At 69.3% G+C, this 16,659-nt stretch carries 18 protein-coding genes and 1 tRNA gene; 5 read left to right on the top strand and 14 right to left on the bottom strand.

Features of this window, described 5'->3' with window-relative positions:
• Positions 1-173: 173 nt before the first annotated feature.
• Positions 174-263, top strand: a tRNA-Ser gene (locus tag ACFWDO_RS02645).
• 66 nt (positions 264-329) lie between these two features.
• Here ACFWDO_RS02645 and ACFWDO_RS02640 read toward each other — a convergent pair.
• The 6 genes from ACFWDO_RS02640 to ACFWDO_RS02615 are packed head-to-tail and all read right to left on the bottom strand — an operon-like array spanning position 330 to position 5,661.
• A complete protein-coding gene (locus ACFWDO_RS02640) occupies positions 330-1,547 on the bottom strand; it encodes a tyrosine-type recombinase/integrase (protein WP_380324716.1) in 1,218 nt (405 codons plus the stop codon).
• Between the two features lie 3 nt (positions 1,548-1,550).
• Positions 1,551-1,778, bottom strand: a complete 228-nt coding sequence (locus ACFWDO_RS02635) for a helix-turn-helix transcriptional regulator (protein ID WP_380324719.1) — start codon at positions 1,776-1,778, stop codon at positions 1,551-1,553.
• A 46-nt stretch (positions 1,779-1,824) separates the two neighbouring features.
• Positions 1,825-3,357, bottom strand: coding sequence for a replication initiator (locus ACFWDO_RS02630; RefSeq protein ID WP_380324722.1), 1,533 nt, complete (start codon positions 3,355-3,357; stop codon positions 1,825-1,827).
• The gene (locus ACFWDO_RS02625; RefSeq protein ID WP_380324740.1) at positions 3,357-4,847 is read right to left on the bottom strand and encodes an FtsK/SpoIIIE domain-containing protein; all 1,491 of its coding nucleotides are present in this window, start codon (positions 4,845-4,847) and stop codon (positions 3,357-3,359) included. The genes ACFWDO_RS02630 and ACFWDO_RS02625 overlap by 1 nt, the downstream gene beginning before the upstream one ends.
• Positions 4,847-5,215, bottom strand: a complete 369-nt coding sequence (locus tag ACFWDO_RS02620; RefSeq protein WP_380324725.1) for a hypothetical protein — start codon at positions 5,213-5,215, stop codon at positions 4,847-4,849. The genes ACFWDO_RS02625 and ACFWDO_RS02620 overlap by 1 nt, the downstream gene beginning before the upstream one ends.
• Entirely contained in the window at positions 5,215-5,661 is a 447-nt protein-coding gene (locus ACFWDO_RS02615; RefSeq protein WP_380324728.1) for a plasmid replication, integration and excision activator, read from the bottom strand. Before ACFWDO_RS02615 ends, ACFWDO_RS02620 begins: the two co-directional genes overlap by 1 nt.
• 121 nt (positions 5,662-5,782) lie before the next feature.
• Here ACFWDO_RS02615 and ACFWDO_RS02610 point away from each other — a divergent pair, with 121 nt between their 5' ends.
• Positions 5,783-6,928, top strand: coding sequence for a hypothetical protein (locus ACFWDO_RS02610; RefSeq protein WP_380324731.1), 1,146 nt, complete (start codon positions 5,783-5,785; stop codon positions 6,926-6,928).
• Here ACFWDO_RS02610 and ACFWDO_RS02605 read toward each other — a convergent pair.
• Complete coding sequence (locus tag ACFWDO_RS02605) at positions 6,896-7,369, bottom strand: NUDIX hydrolase (RefSeq protein WP_380324734.1); 474 nt, start codon at positions 7,367-7,369, stop codon at positions 6,896-6,898. The two genes, ACFWDO_RS02610 and ACFWDO_RS02605, sit on opposite strands and share 33 nt — an antisense overlap.
• Positions 7,370-7,762: 393 nt before the next feature.
• Between ACFWDO_RS02605 and ACFWDO_RS02600 the strand changes: the two genes are divergently transcribed.
• Entirely contained in the window at positions 7,763-10,567 is a 2,805-nt protein-coding gene (locus ACFWDO_RS02600; RefSeq protein WP_380324737.1) for a DNA methyltransferase, read from the top strand.
• 181 nt (positions 10,568-10,748) lie between these two features.
• On the opposite strand, the gene ACFWDO_RS02595 is transcribed toward ACFWDO_RS02600, so the two are convergent.
• The 3 genes from ACFWDO_RS02595 to ACFWDO_RS02585 all read right to left on the bottom strand — a co-directional run bounded on the left by ACFWDO_RS02595 (position 10,749) and on the right by ACFWDO_RS02585 (position 12,835).
• Positions 10,749-11,258 carry a hypothetical protein gene (locus tag ACFWDO_RS02595; protein WP_380346781.1) on the bottom strand — a complete coding sequence of 170 codons (510 nt, stop codon included), beginning with the start codon at positions 11,256-11,258 and terminating at the stop codon, positions 10,749-10,751.
• A 242-nt stretch (positions 11,259-11,500) separates the two neighbouring features.
• Complete coding sequence (locus ACFWDO_RS02590; protein WP_380322112.1) at positions 11,501-11,689, bottom strand: hypothetical protein; 189 nt, start codon at positions 11,687-11,689, stop codon at positions 11,501-11,503.
• Positions 11,690-12,214: 525 nt separating this feature from the next.
• On the bottom strand, positions 12,215-12,835 hold the full coding sequence (locus ACFWDO_RS02585; protein WP_380322115.1) for a hypothetical protein: 621 nt from the start codon (positions 12,833-12,835) through the stop codon (positions 12,215-12,217).
• A gap of 451 nt (positions 12,836-13,286) precedes the next feature.
• On the opposite strand from ACFWDO_RS02585, the gene ACFWDO_RS02580 reads away from it, so the two are divergent.
• On the top strand, positions 13,287-13,517 hold the full coding sequence (locus tag ACFWDO_RS02580; protein ID WP_380322118.1) for a hypothetical protein: 231 nt from the start codon (positions 13,287-13,289) through the stop codon (positions 13,515-13,517).
• A gap of 191 nt (positions 13,518-13,708) precedes the next feature.
• Here ACFWDO_RS02580 and ACFWDO_RS02575 read toward each other — a convergent pair whose 3' ends face one another.
• Complete coding sequence (locus tag ACFWDO_RS02575; RefSeq protein WP_380322121.1) at positions 13,709-14,227, bottom strand: hypothetical protein; 519 nt, start codon at positions 14,225-14,227, stop codon at positions 13,709-13,711.
• A gap of 78 nt (positions 14,228-14,305) precedes the next feature.
• Positions 14,306-14,950: a hypothetical protein gene (locus ACFWDO_RS02570; RefSeq protein ID WP_380322124.1), complete on the bottom strand. Its 645-nt coding sequence runs from the start codon at positions 14,948-14,950 to the stop codon at positions 14,306-14,308.
• 54 nt (positions 14,951-15,004) lie between these two features.
• Between ACFWDO_RS02570 and ACFWDO_RS02565 the strand changes: the two genes are divergently transcribed.
• The gene (locus ACFWDO_RS02565; protein WP_380322127.1) at positions 15,005-15,499 is read left to right on the top strand and encodes a hypothetical protein; all 495 of its coding nucleotides are present in this window, start codon (positions 15,005-15,007) and stop codon (positions 15,497-15,499) included.
• Positions 15,500-15,538: 39 nt separating this feature from the next.
• Here ACFWDO_RS02565 and ACFWDO_RS02560 read toward each other — a convergent pair whose 3' ends face one another.
• Together ACFWDO_RS02560 and ACFWDO_RS02555 are read right to left on the bottom strand one after the other, a co-directional pair.
• Positions 15,539-16,129 carry a TIGR03086 family metal-binding protein gene (locus ACFWDO_RS02560; RefSeq protein WP_380322130.1) on the bottom strand — a complete coding sequence of 197 codons (591 nt, stop codon included), beginning with the start codon at positions 16,127-16,129 and terminating at the stop codon, positions 15,539-15,541.
• 2 nt (positions 16,130-16,131) lie between these two features.
• A complete protein-coding gene (locus tag ACFWDO_RS02555; RefSeq protein ID WP_380322133.1) occupies positions 16,132-16,563 on the bottom strand; it encodes a MarR family winged helix-turn-helix transcriptional regulator in 432 nt (143 codons plus the stop codon).
• Between the last annotated feature and the right edge of the window lie 96 nt (positions 16,564-16,659).

Below are 16,659 nucleotides of genomic sequence, written 5' to 3'. Positions count from 1 at the left end.
GCCCCCCCCCACCGCCGGGCCGGGCGCGTGGCCCGCGGGCCCGCCCGCCGCCTCCCCCGCGGCCCCCCCCCCCCCCACCCCCCGGGGGCGGGCGGTCCGTCCCGCCCGCCGCCGTCCGGATTTCGAGTCTGCCGATCCATTGGGTATCCTCGGTGGGCCGGTCCGACCGGCGAGGTAGCGTGTCCGAGCGGCCTAAGGAGCACGCCTCGAAAGCGTGTGTGGGTGAAAGTCCACCGTGGGTTCAAATCCCACCGCTACCGCCACCCGAAGGGCCCCACCCGCACATTCCTGCGGCTGTGGGGTCCTTCGTCGTTTCCCGTACTCCCTTTTCACTCCGTTTTCCCTTCCGGGACGCCCGACGTCGACGCCTGGGTGACGAGCTGGTCGATCACCGTCCGCAGGTCCGGGGCGACGTGGGTCCGCTTCACGTAGTGCCGCACGGTGGTGCCCTCGTCGGCGTGACCGAGCAGCGCGGTCGCGTTCGCGATGGTGGTCGAGTTGGCGACCTGGGTGGCGACGGTGCGGCGGAAGTCGTGCGGCGTGACCTTGGTTCCGATGGCGGCCTGCGCGTCGCGGAGCTGGTCGCGGATCCGGCTCGGTGCGCGCGGCGTGGCGTTGGTCGACGGGAACACGAGGTCGTCCGGACCGCCGTCGAGCCCGAGGTCCAGCGCCTCGGTGATGGCGGCGACGACGAAGGCCGGCAGCGTGATCGTGCGGCGCGACGTGTCCGACTTGGGCTTGGACTGCCGCAGCAGCCGCCCCTCGACGCGGACGATGGTGCCCGTCACGGTGAGCGTCGGGATCAGAGCCTCGAGGTCGAGGTCCGCCTCCCGCAGCGCCAGGCACTCACCGATCCGCAGCCCGGTGCCGAGCATCGTGTCCACGATCTGCGGCAGCAGCGTGATGTTCCGCCGACCGCGAGGGAGCGCGGGGCGGTTCTCCCACTCGCGGACGGCCTTGCGCAGCAGGGCGATGTCCTCCAGCCCGAGGGCGCGGACCTCGTCGCGTCGAGGCTTGCGCACCGTCACGGCGTCCCGCACCGGGTTGAACGGCGCCGCCCCGTACCGGACGCACATCATCATCACCTGCGACAGCACGTTGCGAGCCTGCCGGGCGGTGTCGAACTTCCGCGCCGCGCTCAGCGCCATGAGCACCCGGTTCACCGCGACCGGAGTCACCTCCCGAACTCGCAGTGCGCCGAACGCCGGACGCAGGTCCCGCTCCAGCACGCCGAGGTACGTCGTGAGCGACTGCGGCGTGATCTGCCCCTCGACCCGCTTCTCTGAGACCCATTGGTCGAAGACGACCGTCATCCGGGACTCCGGCGTGATGGCGGCGCCACCGCTGGTCGTACCGTCCGCGCTCGAACGGTGCAGCTTGTCCTCCAAGCGACGCTGCGCCGCAGCACCGGACGGTCCGCGGGCCTCGTACTTGTGGAGCACGCCGGCAAAGTCGCGGTACAGCGCCTGCGCCCGCCAGACGCCGGGGGAGATCTCACGGCGGCGGATCTGCCCCCAGCGTCCCGGCTCGATGGGCTTGCGAGGCATCGGTCAGCCCACCGCGTGGTCGTCGGTGACCCGGTCCAGCCACGCCTCGACGTCGTCGGGCCGATAGCGCAGGCGGGCGCCGACGCGGACCACGTTCGGCCCACCGCCGCGGCTCGACCACGCGTACACGCAGTGCAGGCTCACGCCCAGGTACTCGGCGAGCTCGTCCGGCGTCATCAGGCGCCGACGGGTGGTCGCTCTGTCGATCTGGTTCACGCTCGTGGTGCTCATTGCAATTCCCTCCCGTGTCCGTTCTTCTGTCCCTCGTCGTTGCGGGTCATGCGGTACGGCTGGCCTTCCACTGGGCGTACTCGCGGGCACGGGCGGCAGCGGCGTCGGCGAGGGCCTTGTCTCCCGGGTTGGTCCAGCCGGTTCCGGCGTACGTCCAGTGCCCGATGACGAGCGTCGTGCCTTCGTCGTCGGCGAGCAGGCGGTTCTCGAGGTCGGCGGTGTCCATCGGGGTGCCGTCGCGGTCGGCGTCGGCCTTGAGCTTCTGGAACCGTGCGCGGGCTCGGCGGAGCCGGCCGAGGGGGATGGAGTACCGCCGGGACTTGCTGGAGAAGTGGCCGCGGAAGCCGAGCATGTGCGCCCACTTGGTCAGCAGCCGGTAGGGGCTGTCGGCGCACTGCCCGCACAGGCAGCCGTCGTCGTCCTCGGGGTCCGGGCCTGCGAGCCCTCGGCACGCGGTACGAGCGCGTTCCGCGAGCCAGCGGCAGGTGCGGATGAGGCGCTGGTGGTGCGGTCGCGGGGCGGACGGGTCGGCTCCGGTTCCCTTGGTCGAGTACTTCGCGAGGTAGCCGGCCACCTGTTCGGGGCGCAGGTCGTCGGTGCCGTCGTCGTTGTCCGGCACGCCGGAGCGCACGCACCGCACGTCGAGCTGCTTGCCGAAGCGCAGCACGCGCGGGACGTCGCCGCCGTCGACCGGGGGAGCGGTGACCACGACAGCCCGTGCGGCGTCCCTGGCAGCCTGGGCCAGGGTCTCGCCATTCAAGGGTGCGGGGGAGCCGGGCCCATCTGGTCCGTCGAGACGGATGAGGGCGTGGAAGTGCACGAGGCCGCGCACCTGGTACTCGGCGACCTTGGCGAACTGAACCGACGCGACGTCGCGCAGGGCGGACTCGCGGACGCCGAGGCGGTCGGCGACCTGGCGGCGCAGGGCGATGGTGAAGCGGCGCCACAGCTCGGGGGCGTGCCACTGCCACACGACAGCGGAGTGCCAGTCGTAGCAGGCGTCGCACAGCGGCCCACCCACGAGGGGGTCGGTGTCGGAGTGCTGGGCGGTGCACGAGCGCGGGCGACCGTGCGGGCAGACGCCGATGCCGTGGGGGCGGCAGCGTCCGCCGCCGTGCTTGCCTCCGGTGCCGTGGACGCGCCCGAACGACGGTGCGGTGAGGGTGGCGAAGACGAGCGGGTTGTCCGCGACGGTGTCGGGGACGGTCTTGCCGCCCAGCAGGCCGGTGCGGATCATCTCGAACGTGTCGCGGGCGTAGACGCGGGAGCAGGCGGGGCAGACGGACTCGCGCCGGTTGCCACATGCCCGGTACAGGGTGCCGAGCGGGGTGTCGGCGGAGCTGAACTGCGACAGCACCTCACCCGTCGCCGCGTCGATCGTCGTCGAGGTGCCCTGCAACCGGACGGGGTGGGAGCAGTAGCCAGTGCGGGCGGCGGCTTCGGCGAAGGCTCCCGCCGTGCGGTCGCGCAGGCGGGCCACGATTCCAGCGGCCTGCACGTCGGTGAGGTCGGCCAGGTCGAGGGGGACTTCGGGGGAATGCCCCCAGAAGCCCTCAGCCGTCGTCGTGGCCGCGTTCATCAGGCGACCTCGGCATCCCGCTCGACGGTCGACCTGCGAGGGGACCGCTTGCGCGGCGTGCGCGGACGCGGCGCCGTCTCCACGGTCTCGCCCGGGGCCTCCGCTGGGACGTCATCGCCCACGGGGGAGCCCGCCTCGGACTCGGCGGGCAGCGGGGGCGCGGGCGGTGCGGGGTAGGTGGCGGCGACCATGCGGATGAAGTCGTCGGCCCAGTAGTCCGCGCGTACGCGCTCGACGTGGCCGTCGTCTCCGACGAGGTACCCGGCGCCGGGCATCGTGGTCGCAACGTGGTGGGCGGGCGCCGCGGCAGCCATGCCCTCTCCGAGGACCATGCGCGTCTCCGACGCCGACGCGAGGCGCAGCGCGATGGTCTGGGTGAACAGGTCGCGCATGCCCACGGTCTCCTTGCGCGGGTCCTGCACGAACGCCACGACCATGACCCCGAACGCACGCCCCTGGGTCAGGATCAGCTTCAACAGGGTCGCGGCCTCGTTGACGACGTCCTTGGAGGCGTAGGCGGTCAGCACGGCGAGCTCGTCGATCATCAGCACGTGCACGGGATCGCCCGGTGAAGGGGTGAACGTGCGCGCCAGGCCACGCATGAGGCTCTGCCGGTGGACGATCACGCGGTGCAAGTCGCCGAGGAGCCGGACCGCGTCTGGCTCGTTCATGGCAACGTGGGAGAACATCGGCACCCCCACCGAGACCTCGACGCCGCCCTTGAGATCGACGCCCCACAGCTCTACCATCCCGGCGTGCGAGGCCGGGGCGAGGTTCCCAGCGATGCCCCAGAAGATCGACCCCTTCCCCGACCCGGAGCGGCCCACGACGAGGGTGTGCCGGGCCGCGAGGTCGAGACGCCACAGTGACCCGTCGGCGGTGCGACCGAGGGTGACCGCGCCGGTCTCGATCGCGGACGGGATCACCGGCAGGGTCGGCACGTGCAGCAGCTCGCGCATCGTGAGCGACAGTTCGAGCCACCCGCCGCCGATCCGTTGGGTCTCGACCGCTTCGGCTCCGACCGACGTCGCGATGGCCTCGGCCGCGGCCGCGACGTCGTCCACGGTGTGTCCCACGCGGGGGCGGACCCGGAAGGTGAGCGTGTTCCCCGAGGTGCGCACACGGCGCAGGAGGGGGATCACCCGTGCCCCGTCGTCGGAGTCCGAGGTCGCCAGGCCGCAACGGTCGGCGATTTTCGGCCACTGCTTGCGCAAGTACCGACGCCACCCGCGACGCCGGATCGGCCCGCCGAGTACCGCCTCATAGGACAGTGGGTGTGCGACTGACCAGACCGCGCGCAGCAGGCAGAACGCCGGGACGCACCACATCACCGCGTAGCCGGCGAGGCGGTGATCGAGGATGAGCAGGACGTTGCCCAGCACGACGCAGGCCAGCAGCAGCCGCCAGGACCGCAGCGTCCACCAGACCAGGTGCCACACCGCACCCGCGACCGTCCGGATGACGACCCACGCCATGCCGAGCGCGTCCATCACGCCGCCTCCGCCCCACCGGTCGGACGGTCGTCGAGGTCGTCCCACCACGGCTCGACCGGAGGGAACGCGCGCACCGGTCGGACGAGCTCGCCGGCATAGTGCACCGCGAACCGGGGCTCGACCCCGGACATCGAGGACCAGACCGTGAACCCTCGGGCGTGCTCCTCGGGCGGGTACTCGGTCACCTCGCCCAGCGACAGCAGGCGGGCCAGGTGCTCGGCATCTTCCTGGGAGTCGACATGCACACTCACGCAGGTGCGTCCGAGGGCGAGGTACCCGACCCGGCCGCCGACCCACTCGACCAGGTCCCCAGCGACCTGCAGCAGCTCCGCAGGCGCGAGCCCACCGCTCACGGGCGTGGACATCAGGCCGCCGCCTTGGACTCGGCCTTGGCCTCGGGCGGCTTCGCCTCGGTGCGGCCCTGCCCGGGAGCGACCAGGTCGCTGGCTCGGAAGGACCAGGCGATGCGGGGACGGGTGCCGTTATCGTCCACGTACGGCAGCGCCGTCAGGCCGACGAACTCCACCGGCGTCCACGGCATCGGGGACTTGTTCTCCGGCGGCACCGGCTGGTACTTCGCCGCGATCTTCACCGTCACGCCGATGTCCCGCCGCCCGGCCTCCTCGTCGCCGTCGATCACGACGCACTGCCACAGCGGCAGGTCGGTGTCCTTGTCTCGCTGCTGCGGACGCTGGCCCTCCGGCCCGGCAGGAGCGTTGAAGTCCGCCACCGCCGTGACCTCACCGTGGAGGAAAGCGCCGTTGGGGAAGACCATCGCGTGATCGACGGGGAATCGCTTCTGCATCGCCATCGTGCCCACTCCTTCGCGATTTCTACAGACACACTCTGTATCTGCCTAGGTCGACCGTACAGACTGTGTCTGTAGGGTGCAAGTGCTGCCGACCAGCACTGCCTGATACAGACTGGGCAAGGTGGAACCGACCACGGCAGAGGACTCCGGGGGACTCGGAGGGGACTCGCTCGACATCGGGGCGATGTGCGCAGCGCGCGGCTGGAGCCGTTCGCGCCTCATCGCGGCCATGCGACGGACCGCAGCCACTGACGGCGCCAAGCTGCCCGGGGACGACAGCCTGAAACGGATGATCCGACTGTGGGTCAACGGCGAGCGGAGGCCAAGCGACGAGTACGCCGCATTGCTCGCGCGGACCTTCGGAGTAGCGCAGGTCAATACACGGAGCGACTCCCCAGACGAATTCCTGGACTTGCTCGCCCGGGCAGAATCGTCAGTGGTGGACGCCGAGCTCGTCGACCGGCTCGAAATGCAGACCCAGAGCCTCCGCGTCCTGGATCGTCGCCTGGGCGCCCGAAGGCTGCTCGGACAGGCTGAAGCGCACGCACATAACGTGGCTGACCTCGTTCAGTGGGCAGAGTTCGGAGCCGTCCGAGAAGGGATGGCCACAACTGGCGCCGAGGCCGCCGCACTTGCGGGATGGCTGGCACTCGACCTCGGGAGGGCCTCCGATTCGTGGCGCCTGCACAACCTAGCCCGAGCTCTGGCCGCCGAGGCCGGAGACAACGCCGTCGCCGCCCACGTGACCGCTCAGCAGGCATACGCGTTGCTCGACGCCGGTAGGACGTCGAGGGCGATCAAGCAGTTCGAAGCGGCGCGCCAGATGGCCGGCACAAGCGTTCCGGGCGTGGTTCGGTCCTGGCTCTTCGCGGCGGAGGCCGAGGCGCACGCGGCAGCCGGCGACACATCGACGACGCTTGGCCTTCTCGACCGGGCCGCTGAAGCCCTCGACGGCGACGACGTCCCGTTCGTTGTTCTGGACTCCGCACATCTCGCCCGATGGCGCGGGAGCTGCCTCGCCCGGCTCGGGCATCCGGAGGCGATACAGGTCCTCAACGACGCTCTGAGCCGGCTCGACCCCGATTTCAACCGAGCCGCGGCGGGCCTCCATGCTGACCTGGCAACTGCCTACACGGTTGCCAGGCAAGCCGACGCAGCACGCCACCACGCGCAACACGCGTCCAAGTTGTCTTCCGCGACCGGATCGAAGCGTCAGCGCTCCCGCATCCTGGCGCTACTCGGTGCCGAAGGCGAGCAAGTGCAGTAGCGCCACGAGGGTTCCCGAATTCTGGACCTCACCGTCCTCGATGCGCCGGCGGATCGAGTCGAGGGCGATCCACTGCAGCCCGCTCCCCTCGTTGAGTTCGGTCGGAGTCGAAGCGCCATCAAGGGCCGTCGCGGCGTACACGTGGTGCGGACTCCGGACCATCCCGATCACCGGCTCGAACGTGACCAGGTGCCGGAGTCCCTCGACGCGCAGTCCGACCTCCTCGACCAGCTCGCGGCGAGCGGCCTCCGCCGGATCTTCGCCGTCATCGACGAGCCCCCCGGGAAGCTCCCAGTTCCACACATTGGGCGCGAACCGATGGCGCCAGATCAGCCCGACGTGCCGACCCTCCTTATCAAGAACAGCAGTCATCGCGGCCGGCCGCATCGTCACAACGTGGTGCTCGAAGCGCCCGCCGCTCGGCGGCTCGACATCGACCATGCTGAGCCGCACCCACTCCGACGAGTAGAGGTCACGCTCACCGTGGACCAACCACTCGTGCGAGTCCGTCCTACGAGGCGGATTACTGGTCTCAGCATCCGCACCGTCTCGGCGCTCCGCGCGCCACGCTCGGATGGTCGCCGCGTCCCATAGGTGTGTCCGTGCCCCAACTGTCCGCGCCGGTGCCGGCATCTGACCACGATGGCGGTACGCGCTCACAGTCCCCGGTTTCACGCCGAGAAACTTGGCAACCTCCGTGGTGTTCCAGAGCTCAGTACCGCCCGCGTCCATAGCCTCATCCTTGCACCCGGGCCAGGAGACCGGCTGAACGGGGCCGACGGAGAAGCGTGTGGCAGACATCCTCTTGGCGCAGCCAGCAGTACCCTCCAGACCATGCCGAAGCCCCCGTCCCTGAACGAGATCCGGACACGCGCTGCAGGGTTCGTCAATGACTGGAGAGACGCCGAGGGATACGAGCGGGGTGAGGCACAGTCGTTCGTGCGGGACCTGCTCGCTGTGTACGGCATCACCGCGACCCGCGCAGGGCTGTATGAGTTCCGCGCGAAGCGTTCCTCGAGCGGTGCCCGGGGTTACATCGACGCACTGGTCCCAGGGGTCGCGGCGATCGAGATGAAGTCTGCTGGCAAGGATCTTGTCGAGGCTGAGAAGCAAGCGCTCGACTACCTGGACTCGCTCAGCGACGCGGAGATGCCGCGGTGGGTCATCACCTCCGACTTCCGCCGCTTCCGACTGCTCGACCTCCACGCCGAAGCAGTCGCTGGTGACGTGCCCGGCGCGGTTGAGTTCACGCTCGCGGACTTCCCCTCCAACGCCGAGCGGATGGCGTTCTTCGCCGGCTATGGCGTGCGCCAGTTCGGCTCGACCGACCAGGAGAAGGCCTCAGTCAAGGCGGCGCGCATCATGGCCGAGCTGTGGGAGGGCCTGGAGGGCTCCGGATACGGCGACCACGAGGCATCCGTCTTTCTCGTGCGCACGCTGTTCGCGCTTTACGCCGACGACGCTGGTGTGTGGGAGCGGGACCTGTTCTACGAGTTCGTCGCGACCCGTACCTCCGAGGACGGCTCCGACCTCGGATCGCAGTTGACGCACCTCTACCAGGTGATGGCGACCGACCCTGGCAGGCGCCAGCGGAACCTCGACGAGCTCGTAGGCCGCTTCCCGTACGTCAACGGCGGCGTGTTCGTCGAAAACCTGCCCATCCCGTCCTTCGACGCAGCGATGCGACGTCGCCTGCTGGACGCGTGCACGTTCAACTGGTCCGCGATTTCGCCGGCGATCTTCGGCTCTCTGTTCCAGGCAGTGAAGGACAAGAAGGCCCGACGCGAGCTCGGAGAGCACTACACGACCGAGACGAACATCCTGAAGCTCATCGGCCCGATGTTCCTCGACGAGCTGCGTCAGCGGTACACGGACCAGCTCCACGACGCAAAGAAGCTGCGAGAACTGCGTCGTGACATGGGCAGGATGCGTTTCCTCGACCCCGCGTGTGGATGCGGAAACTTCCTCGTTGTCGCGTACCGCGAGATGCGCGCGCTCGACCTCGCCGTCCTCACGCGGCTGCAAGAGCTCGGCGTCCGCGGACACGAGGCCACCCTGATGTTCGACGTCGCGGACCTTCCCGTCCGCCTGGAGAGCTTCCACGGCATCGAGATTGACGACTGGCCAGCCAGGATCGCGGCAACGGCACTGCACCTCGTCGAGCACCAGGCGAATCAGGCTATGGAGCTCGCGCTCGGCCAGGGCCCGGACACCCTGCCGCTAAACAAGATCGACACGATCCGGGCAGGGCAGAGCGCGCTCACGCTCGATTGGGCGACCGTCGTCGAGCCCTCCGAGCACCTGTACGTGCTGGGCAACCCGCCGTTCCTCGGGCACGCCTCACGCAGCGACACCCAAGCGACCGAGCTTCGAACCGTGTGGGGACGCAACGACATCGGCCGACTTGACTACGTCACCGGCTGGTACGCCAAGGCCCTCGCCCTGTTCGAGCAGCCCGGGTACGAGGGCGAGTTCGCCTTCGTCTCGACGAATTCGATCACCCAAGGCGAGCCCGTCCCCGCGCTCTTCGGACCAGTGTTCGCCGCTGGCTGGCGCATCAAGTTCGCTCACCGCACCTTCGCATGGACGTCCGAGGCCCCGGACGCCGCGGCCGTGCACTGCGTCATCATCGGCTTCGACAAGCACCCGCGCCGGCCCGCCTGGCTCTACGACTACGAGGCGCTGCGGGGCGAACCGACTCGACACGTGGTCGCCCAGCGCATCAACGCCTACCTCGCTGACGGACCGAACATCCTCGTCGAGCAGCGTCGCGTGCCGTTGGCGTCTGGGCTTCCGAGCGTGTCGATGGGCAGCATGCCGCGCGATGGAGGCCACTTGTTGGTCACCCCCGATGAGTACGCGGAGGTCGCCGCCGATCCGATCGCGGCGAAGTACCTTCGCCCATTCCTGATGGGCAAGGAGTTCATCAACGACCTCAAGCGGTGGTGCCTGTGGATGGAGGACCTCGATCCGGCCGACGTTGCGAAGTCTGAGGTGCTTCGCACCAGACTGAAGCTGGTGGCAGACGTCCGTCGTGAGTCGTCCGCGGCATCGACACGAGAGATGGCACAGACTCCGTACCTCTTCGGGCAGCGTTCCCAACCGACCGTTCCCTACGTCGGAATCCCGTCGGTATTCACCGAGTCGCGCCGCTGGGCGACAGTTGCCTACCTCAGTCCTGACATCGTCGCCGGAAACAAGGTCTACAAGTGCGAGGACCCTGACGGGTTCGCGTTCGCCATACTCTCGTCGTCCATGTTCATCACCTGGCAGAAGGCTGTCGGGGGCCGGATCAAATCCGATCCGAACTTCGCGAACACCCTGACTTGGAACACGTTCCCGCTCCCCGCGGTCGACGCCAAGAGGCGTGAGGCGATCTGCGAGGCGGGTCGCGGTGTGCTCGTTGCTCGCGAGCGGCACCCCGAGCGGTCGCTCGCCGAACACTACAACCCGCTCGCGATGGCAGCAGAACTACTGAAGGCCCACCGCGCGCTCGATGCGCACGTCGACCGAGCATTCGGTCTTACGGCGCCGGTCAGCGATGAGGCTCGGCTAACGGCGCTGTTCTCGGCGTACGCGAAGCTCACCGCGGCCGAAACACTCCCTCTACCGAGGGCTCGCCGGAGCAAGCGGGCGTGACCACGCCGACCGCCCGTGGGCCGCGTCGAAGACACCAGTCCGACAGGCGATGGTGCAGGTCGCGGACGCAGTCTGCACCTCCTCAGGAGAAACACAGTGCTGAAGAAACGCTCCGCATTGTCCCTGCATGCAGAGCGCTGGAGTCAAACGAGTAGGGTGTGCCCGCTCCGACGGCAGGAAGCTACATCTCGCGCATCCTGGCGGCATTCCCCGTCGGCTCTTGACCCTCGCCCGTCCACTCAATTCGGTACCCCATCTGCGCTAGTTCTTGAATCGCGTGGCGAGGCGAGTCGTGAACGGCGGCTCGCAACTGAATGGAGCGATAGCGCTCACGCGAGTCTGCGAGCGCATCTCGCCAGCCATCGACACATCGAATCCCGAACTCGACAATCAGGACCTCAAGCACGTCTTCTAAGCATGGCCGGAAACGCCTGCCCCCAACCGGGAAATGCAGTTCTGAGGCCTCGGGAGATTTGCCGCTGTCAACCCTCTTCTTTCGCTGTTTGCCGCGCCGGGTGCCAGCATCTGCACGCGTCATCGCTTGCTCGAGCTCAGGATGTGGTGCATGAAACTGAACGTGGGCCGCCGGAACGTCGCCGATCGGGTCCTCAACAAAGTCATAGCGCACAAGCGGTCGGGCCGGGCCATCCGTCGCCGGAAAAACCTTGATCTCCGACTTGAGGGTCTTCATTTGCCGATCTTTGCCACCGAGGCGGCAGTCGAACTTGGCCTGTAAGGAGAGGACGAGTTCCCCGTCTGTGCGAACAAGCGGGATGGAGGATTCCTTCTGCTTAACAAAGAACACGCCGTTTCCGAGCATGCCATCCGCAACAAACTCAGGGCAGGGAGTTAGAATCACCCTGCTAAGCAGTGATGTGCAACTTGACGCGAAGCATTCGGCTTCGTGCGCTAGTTGCACATCTGGATCGAAAGTCACTGCTCGCTGGTTGCTCCGAGAAGGTACGTCAAGCCCTCGACTTCATCTGCAACGTCGCGCTCGGCGATCGTGAGCTCGTAACGCCGCGCTCGGCCCATGAGCTCCTCTTCGGTCAATCCAAGGCGGCTCAGCAAGTCTGCCCGCCGCTCGACTGCCTGATCCCGCGTTAGCAGTGTGACGCTCACTCTGGCCTCCTGGTCGGATGAGTTCATCATGATGCACGTACCGTCCGACACTCGCCAGAGGGCCAGGCGTGTCCGCGCCGGGTCGTCGGGTGAATTCCCGCCCGGATGAGGCTCCTCAGCTGGGTAAGCCGGTCTCAAGGGTGTCTCCGCGGCTTCGGGTGCGTCTTCCCGAACCCGGGGGAGGGGCAGGTCAGGTCCAAGTCTGCCTTGAAGCGGGACCTGCTTGACGCCGTCATGTCGTGAGGACTTTCTCTACTGACTCAAGGCGCGGCATGCGCCGCGCTCGGCACGCCGGCCGGAGCAGACGTCGGGGCCCCGCGCTTCGCTCGCTCCGCTCGCTGCGCGCACCCCACCGCCCGCTCCGGCCGGCGTACCTCACAGGAACAACGCGGCCTGGCGCTACTTGCGAGGGTCGCTTCCGTGGTTCCGCCGTGGTTGCGCGCCGTACGTCGCGTGCGGGTCACGGCGCATCGCGTTCGCCTAACACTGGCCCGCGTCGAACCGCGCCCGCGCGTGGCCCGCACCCTAAGTGCCGGCGAGCCCCACGATGGCTGTGGCCACGTACCCGGCGATGACGATCCATTCCCACCACGCAGGTCGTATCAGCGACCTGCGGGAGATGTTGTCGCCAGGCTCGGGGACCGAGACCGAGGTGGCCCTGGCATGACGGAGCTCGATTTCACCGACGACCCGGTCGACCCGGGAGCGCCGATTGAGCATTCCAGCGATGTTCGCTCGCTGGACCGCCCAGCACCACCACGTCTGACCGTCGCGCTTGACGATGCCGACCTTCGATCCGGACTCGAGGGCCTCCACCTCGTTCCACGGGACCCACGTCGACGTCAAGATGTTGCGGGTGCTGATCCCCTCATCAGAGACGCGGATCCATCCGCGACCGATCAGGAGGGCGAAGACACCGCCGCCCCCGACGAGGGTGTACCCGAACAGGATGCTGCCAAGCGTGTCATCGGGGTGAAGGGGGACGGTGGTGAGGGCAAGGAACAGGAGTATCCACAGCGGCGCGGCCACAGCGGTGCCCACTCGGAGGCCGGGTGACACGCGATAGATCACGTCTCCGTTGGCAAGCTCCGCACCTCCGGCGGCACCGAGGTTCGCCGACCTTGGCTCGGGACCAGCTTGCTCCATGTCTTCTGTCAACCTTTGCTCCGGGTCCAGGACACCGCGTGTGCTGCTCGAAAGAGGAACTTGCGCGTCTGCGGTGGCGTGCACTGCCTGGGGATCATCGCGGGACCAGCGTCGAGCGTCAATCGCCGGGAGCAGGGCTATGACTCCGGGACCTCGCTCGACGGTGATGCCAAGCGTGTACCGTCCGCAATTCGTGGCTGAGTACGTGCGGCGTCTCGCTGTCCGGCCCCGTACCGACCGCCGAGCATCCGGCCGCCTCCGGCCCGCGTCAAGGGCGCCTGCGGCGTCGCTACGCGATGGCCTGCGGCCACCCTTGACCCGGACCTCCGACGACCTCTTATGCTCCGCTATCGGTACGGCGCCTCCCTGTGCACCGGGCCTCCTGCTGGCGCTGCACGACGGCCGCGGCGTGGGCTCCGACATGGCCCATGTCGGCAGTACTCTTCGCGTCATGCCGATGGACGGGCCGAGCCGGTTGCGCAACGTTTGGCGGCACGTCTTGCTGGGCATGTTCCTCGTCGCCTGGTTCCTCATGATCTGGTGGACCGAAGGAGTCCTGACGGACTGGATTCGAGCGCCCCTCACTGTGCTCTGGCTTCTGGCGGTCATCGGTGCCGTCGGGATGACTGTGGAGTCGCTGATCGCACGACGGCGCGGTCGCAGCACGGACAGCAGCTCGTAGCGGCTAACGGTCGGTAGGTCGCCGAATTGCCTCCTTTTTGGACGGCAGATCGGAGCCGGCGGGTGCAACCCGATCCAACGGACGAAGCCGTAAAAGACCAGGTCAGATGCCAGAACACCCCGAGCGAGCAGGGCGAACCAACGCGCCGTTTTGGAGCCCACCGCTACCGCCACCTGAAGGGCCCACCCGCATCACGCGGGCGTGGGGCCCTTCGTCGTTCTCCGGGGTGTCCAGCGGCGCGGCCAGCGCACGTACGCGCACGAGAACGCCAGCACGACCCAGCCGGCCAGCAGGAGAACCCACTGCGGTTCGTACACCGCCAGCTCGACGCCGTCCGCGTTCACGGTGCCGGGATGCCCCGCGACGAAGGCACCGACGACGAGGGCGACGCCCACCAGCACGCCCAGCAGCATGACTTCCCCGTTGCGCTCCCACCACGAGCGCAGGGGCCGGGCCAAGCGGAGCGGGAGCCCGACGACGAGGACCGCCCCCGTCGTGACGACGGCGAAGACAGCGCTCCAGAACACCCACCCGACCACCGAGAGCAGGTCCTCGTACGGGCCCGACACCACGCAGACCAGCAGGCCCGTCCCGAACATCACGCCCAGGCTGATGACCGTCTCCACCCCGAGCAGGGCGACGGTCGACAGCGCCGCGCGGGCCCGCGTCCAGTCCACCGCCAGCGGAGGAGCCGGAGGGTAGGCGGACATCTCCTGACCTTGCACCGGAGCTCCTGGTCGGTCCACGCTCGCGAGCCTATCGACGTCGGTGCCCCACCGATCGCCGGATCACTCGTCGCACAGCAGCGCGAGCTCGTCCTGGAAGTCCGACGAGTCGCTGGTCAGCGGGCTCTGCCACAGGGTGCCGAGGAGGGCGATGTCGACGTCGCGGGGGACGCCGAGCGACCAGACGGTGACAGGCGCGCTCTCGGCACCCTCCCGGTCGTTGGAGCGCGTCTGGCCGAACACCATGGCGCCGTCGACACGCCGGAACGGGTCGATGATCCACATCGACGCCTCCCGGCCGGGCGGGATGGTGACACGGTCCGACGTCTCCGACTCCGGCGGAGCCCCGTCGGCCGGATCGGCGGGGAAGATCGAGTCGTCCCGGAAGTCGGCCGGCGGCGGGCTGAAGCGGAAGGCCTCTGGCCGCCGGCTGACCACCACGACGGGCCACCGCCCGTCGTTGCGGATGGTCTGGACCGCCACGGGCGCCTCGTCCTGGGCGTACAGGGCCCAGAAATCGTCGTCGGCGTACTTGCACTGGTCCCAGTGCCCCACGCCGGACGACGCTGCGGACCCCATCGCCACCGCCGCCGTTCCCGAGACCGTCCACCACGTCACGAGGAGCACCAGCACGGCGGCGACCGCGATGGCGATCTTCCCGGTCCGTCGGCGGAAGCGGACCTTCAGCTCGACCACGTCGTCGTTCACGACGCGAAGAGTAGCGGTACCACGGGCCGTCGGTGGACGCTACGGTTCGGTCCCATGCCGCAGCAGCTCCGCCTCCGACCGGCCGTCGTGCTCGTGAGCGCCGTCGTGCCACCCGTCGCGGTGACGGCCGCGGCCTTCGGCCTCGCGGCCCTGGTGGGGCCGTCCGGGGTCGCGGGAGCCGTCGCCTTCGGCGCGGTGATGCTCCTGTCGGTCCCGTTCGCCTGGGCGCGGGCCCGGCGCCGCACCCTCACCGTCTCCGACGACGGGCTCGCGGTCCAGCGGGACCGCTACCGGCTCCAGGTCCCCTGGGACCACGTCACCGGGGTGGCGCGTCGGCGCCACCAGCTGCTCCTCGTCGTCGACGAGCTGCAGGTCCGCGACCCCGAGATCCTCGCGCTGGACTCGCGCGGCCGGGCGACGGTCCTTCCTCCCGGTCTGGGCGCGCACCCGGCGACGACCCGCATCCAGGTCAGCCTCTATGACCTCGACTGGCGGGACGGGCCCGTCGGAGCGCACCTCGGACGCGAGGGGATCGTCACCGCGCGCTGACGGCCCGGGCGACGGCTCCCGGTGCGGGCCCGACGCCCCTCAGGGCGTCCGGCCGGACAGCAGGATGATCTGCTCGAGGACGCCGGCGCCGGGGCGGGCCGCACCGCGGACCTCGGCGAACGCGCGGCCGGGGCCGCGGGAGGTGTCGGGTCCGGCCTGCATGCGCCGCAGCACGCGCTGCGCGAGGGCGGGGTCGACGTCGTCGTCCTCGAGGCCGAGGGCGCGGGCGAGGTCCCAGGTGTGGATGACGGTGTCGCACAGCTGCATCTCGTAGAGGTCGGCGACGGCGCGCTCGCCCCGCACGCCTGGTACGGGTCGCCGCTGCTCGGGATCGGTGACGTCGGCGAAGGCGCGCTCCATGAGGCCGGCGGTGCGGCGGTAGGTCGTCTCCAGCCCGGGCCAGGCGGGGCCGACGCGGTCGAGGCCGGGCGGCTGCTCCAGGTCCGACGGCGCACCCTCGGTGCCCGCGACGGCCTGGCCGAAGTGGACGTTCTCGGTGACGACGTGGCGGTAGAGGTCCGCAACGTCCCAGCCCTCGCAGGGGGTGGGCGCGGCGAGGTCGCCGGGCGTCACCTCCGAGACGAGGGCGGCGAACGCCTCGGTAGCCGTGTGCAGCGCGGACGTGTCCATGATCAGCCTCTCGGTTCGGGCCGCGCCCCGACGTGCTCGAGGAGCGACTGCAACGACGCGCGGCCGCCCGCCGGCAGGTGGGCCAGCAGCTCGTCCTCGGCGGCCCAGATGGCCCCCTGGATCTCGGCGACCGTGGCGACCCCGGCGGGGGTCACGTGGATGGCGTTGCGGCGCCGGTCGGCGCCCGCGCGGCGCTCGGCGAGGCCGCGGGCCTGCAGGACGTCGAGGTCGCCGACGATCCGGTTCCGGCTGTACCCGAGCCGGTCGGCGAGCTGGGTCTGGCTCAGCCCCTCCTCCCGCGCGGCGACGGACAGCACCGCGTACTGCCACATCGACAGCCCGGCCGCCTGCGCGCAGCGGTCCTCCGCGCGCCGCAGGCTGCGGTAGAGCGGGCCGAGCAGCCCGAGGAGGTCACGACGTTCCGGCGAGGCCATGACACAAAATTATCACCACTTGGTGATCATTGTCAGGAGGTGACGAATCTCGCCAGGATGGTTGTACTTTCGCGCCTCCGCGCCGGACACTGGTCG

Origin of the sequence: Isoptericola sp. NPDC060185, from assembly GCF_042728595.1 — a bacterium.
Lineage (GTDB): Bacteria > Actinomycetota > Actinomycetes > Actinomycetales > Cellulomonadaceae > Isoptericola.
This window is presented reverse-complemented; position numbering and strand designations above follow the sequence as displayed.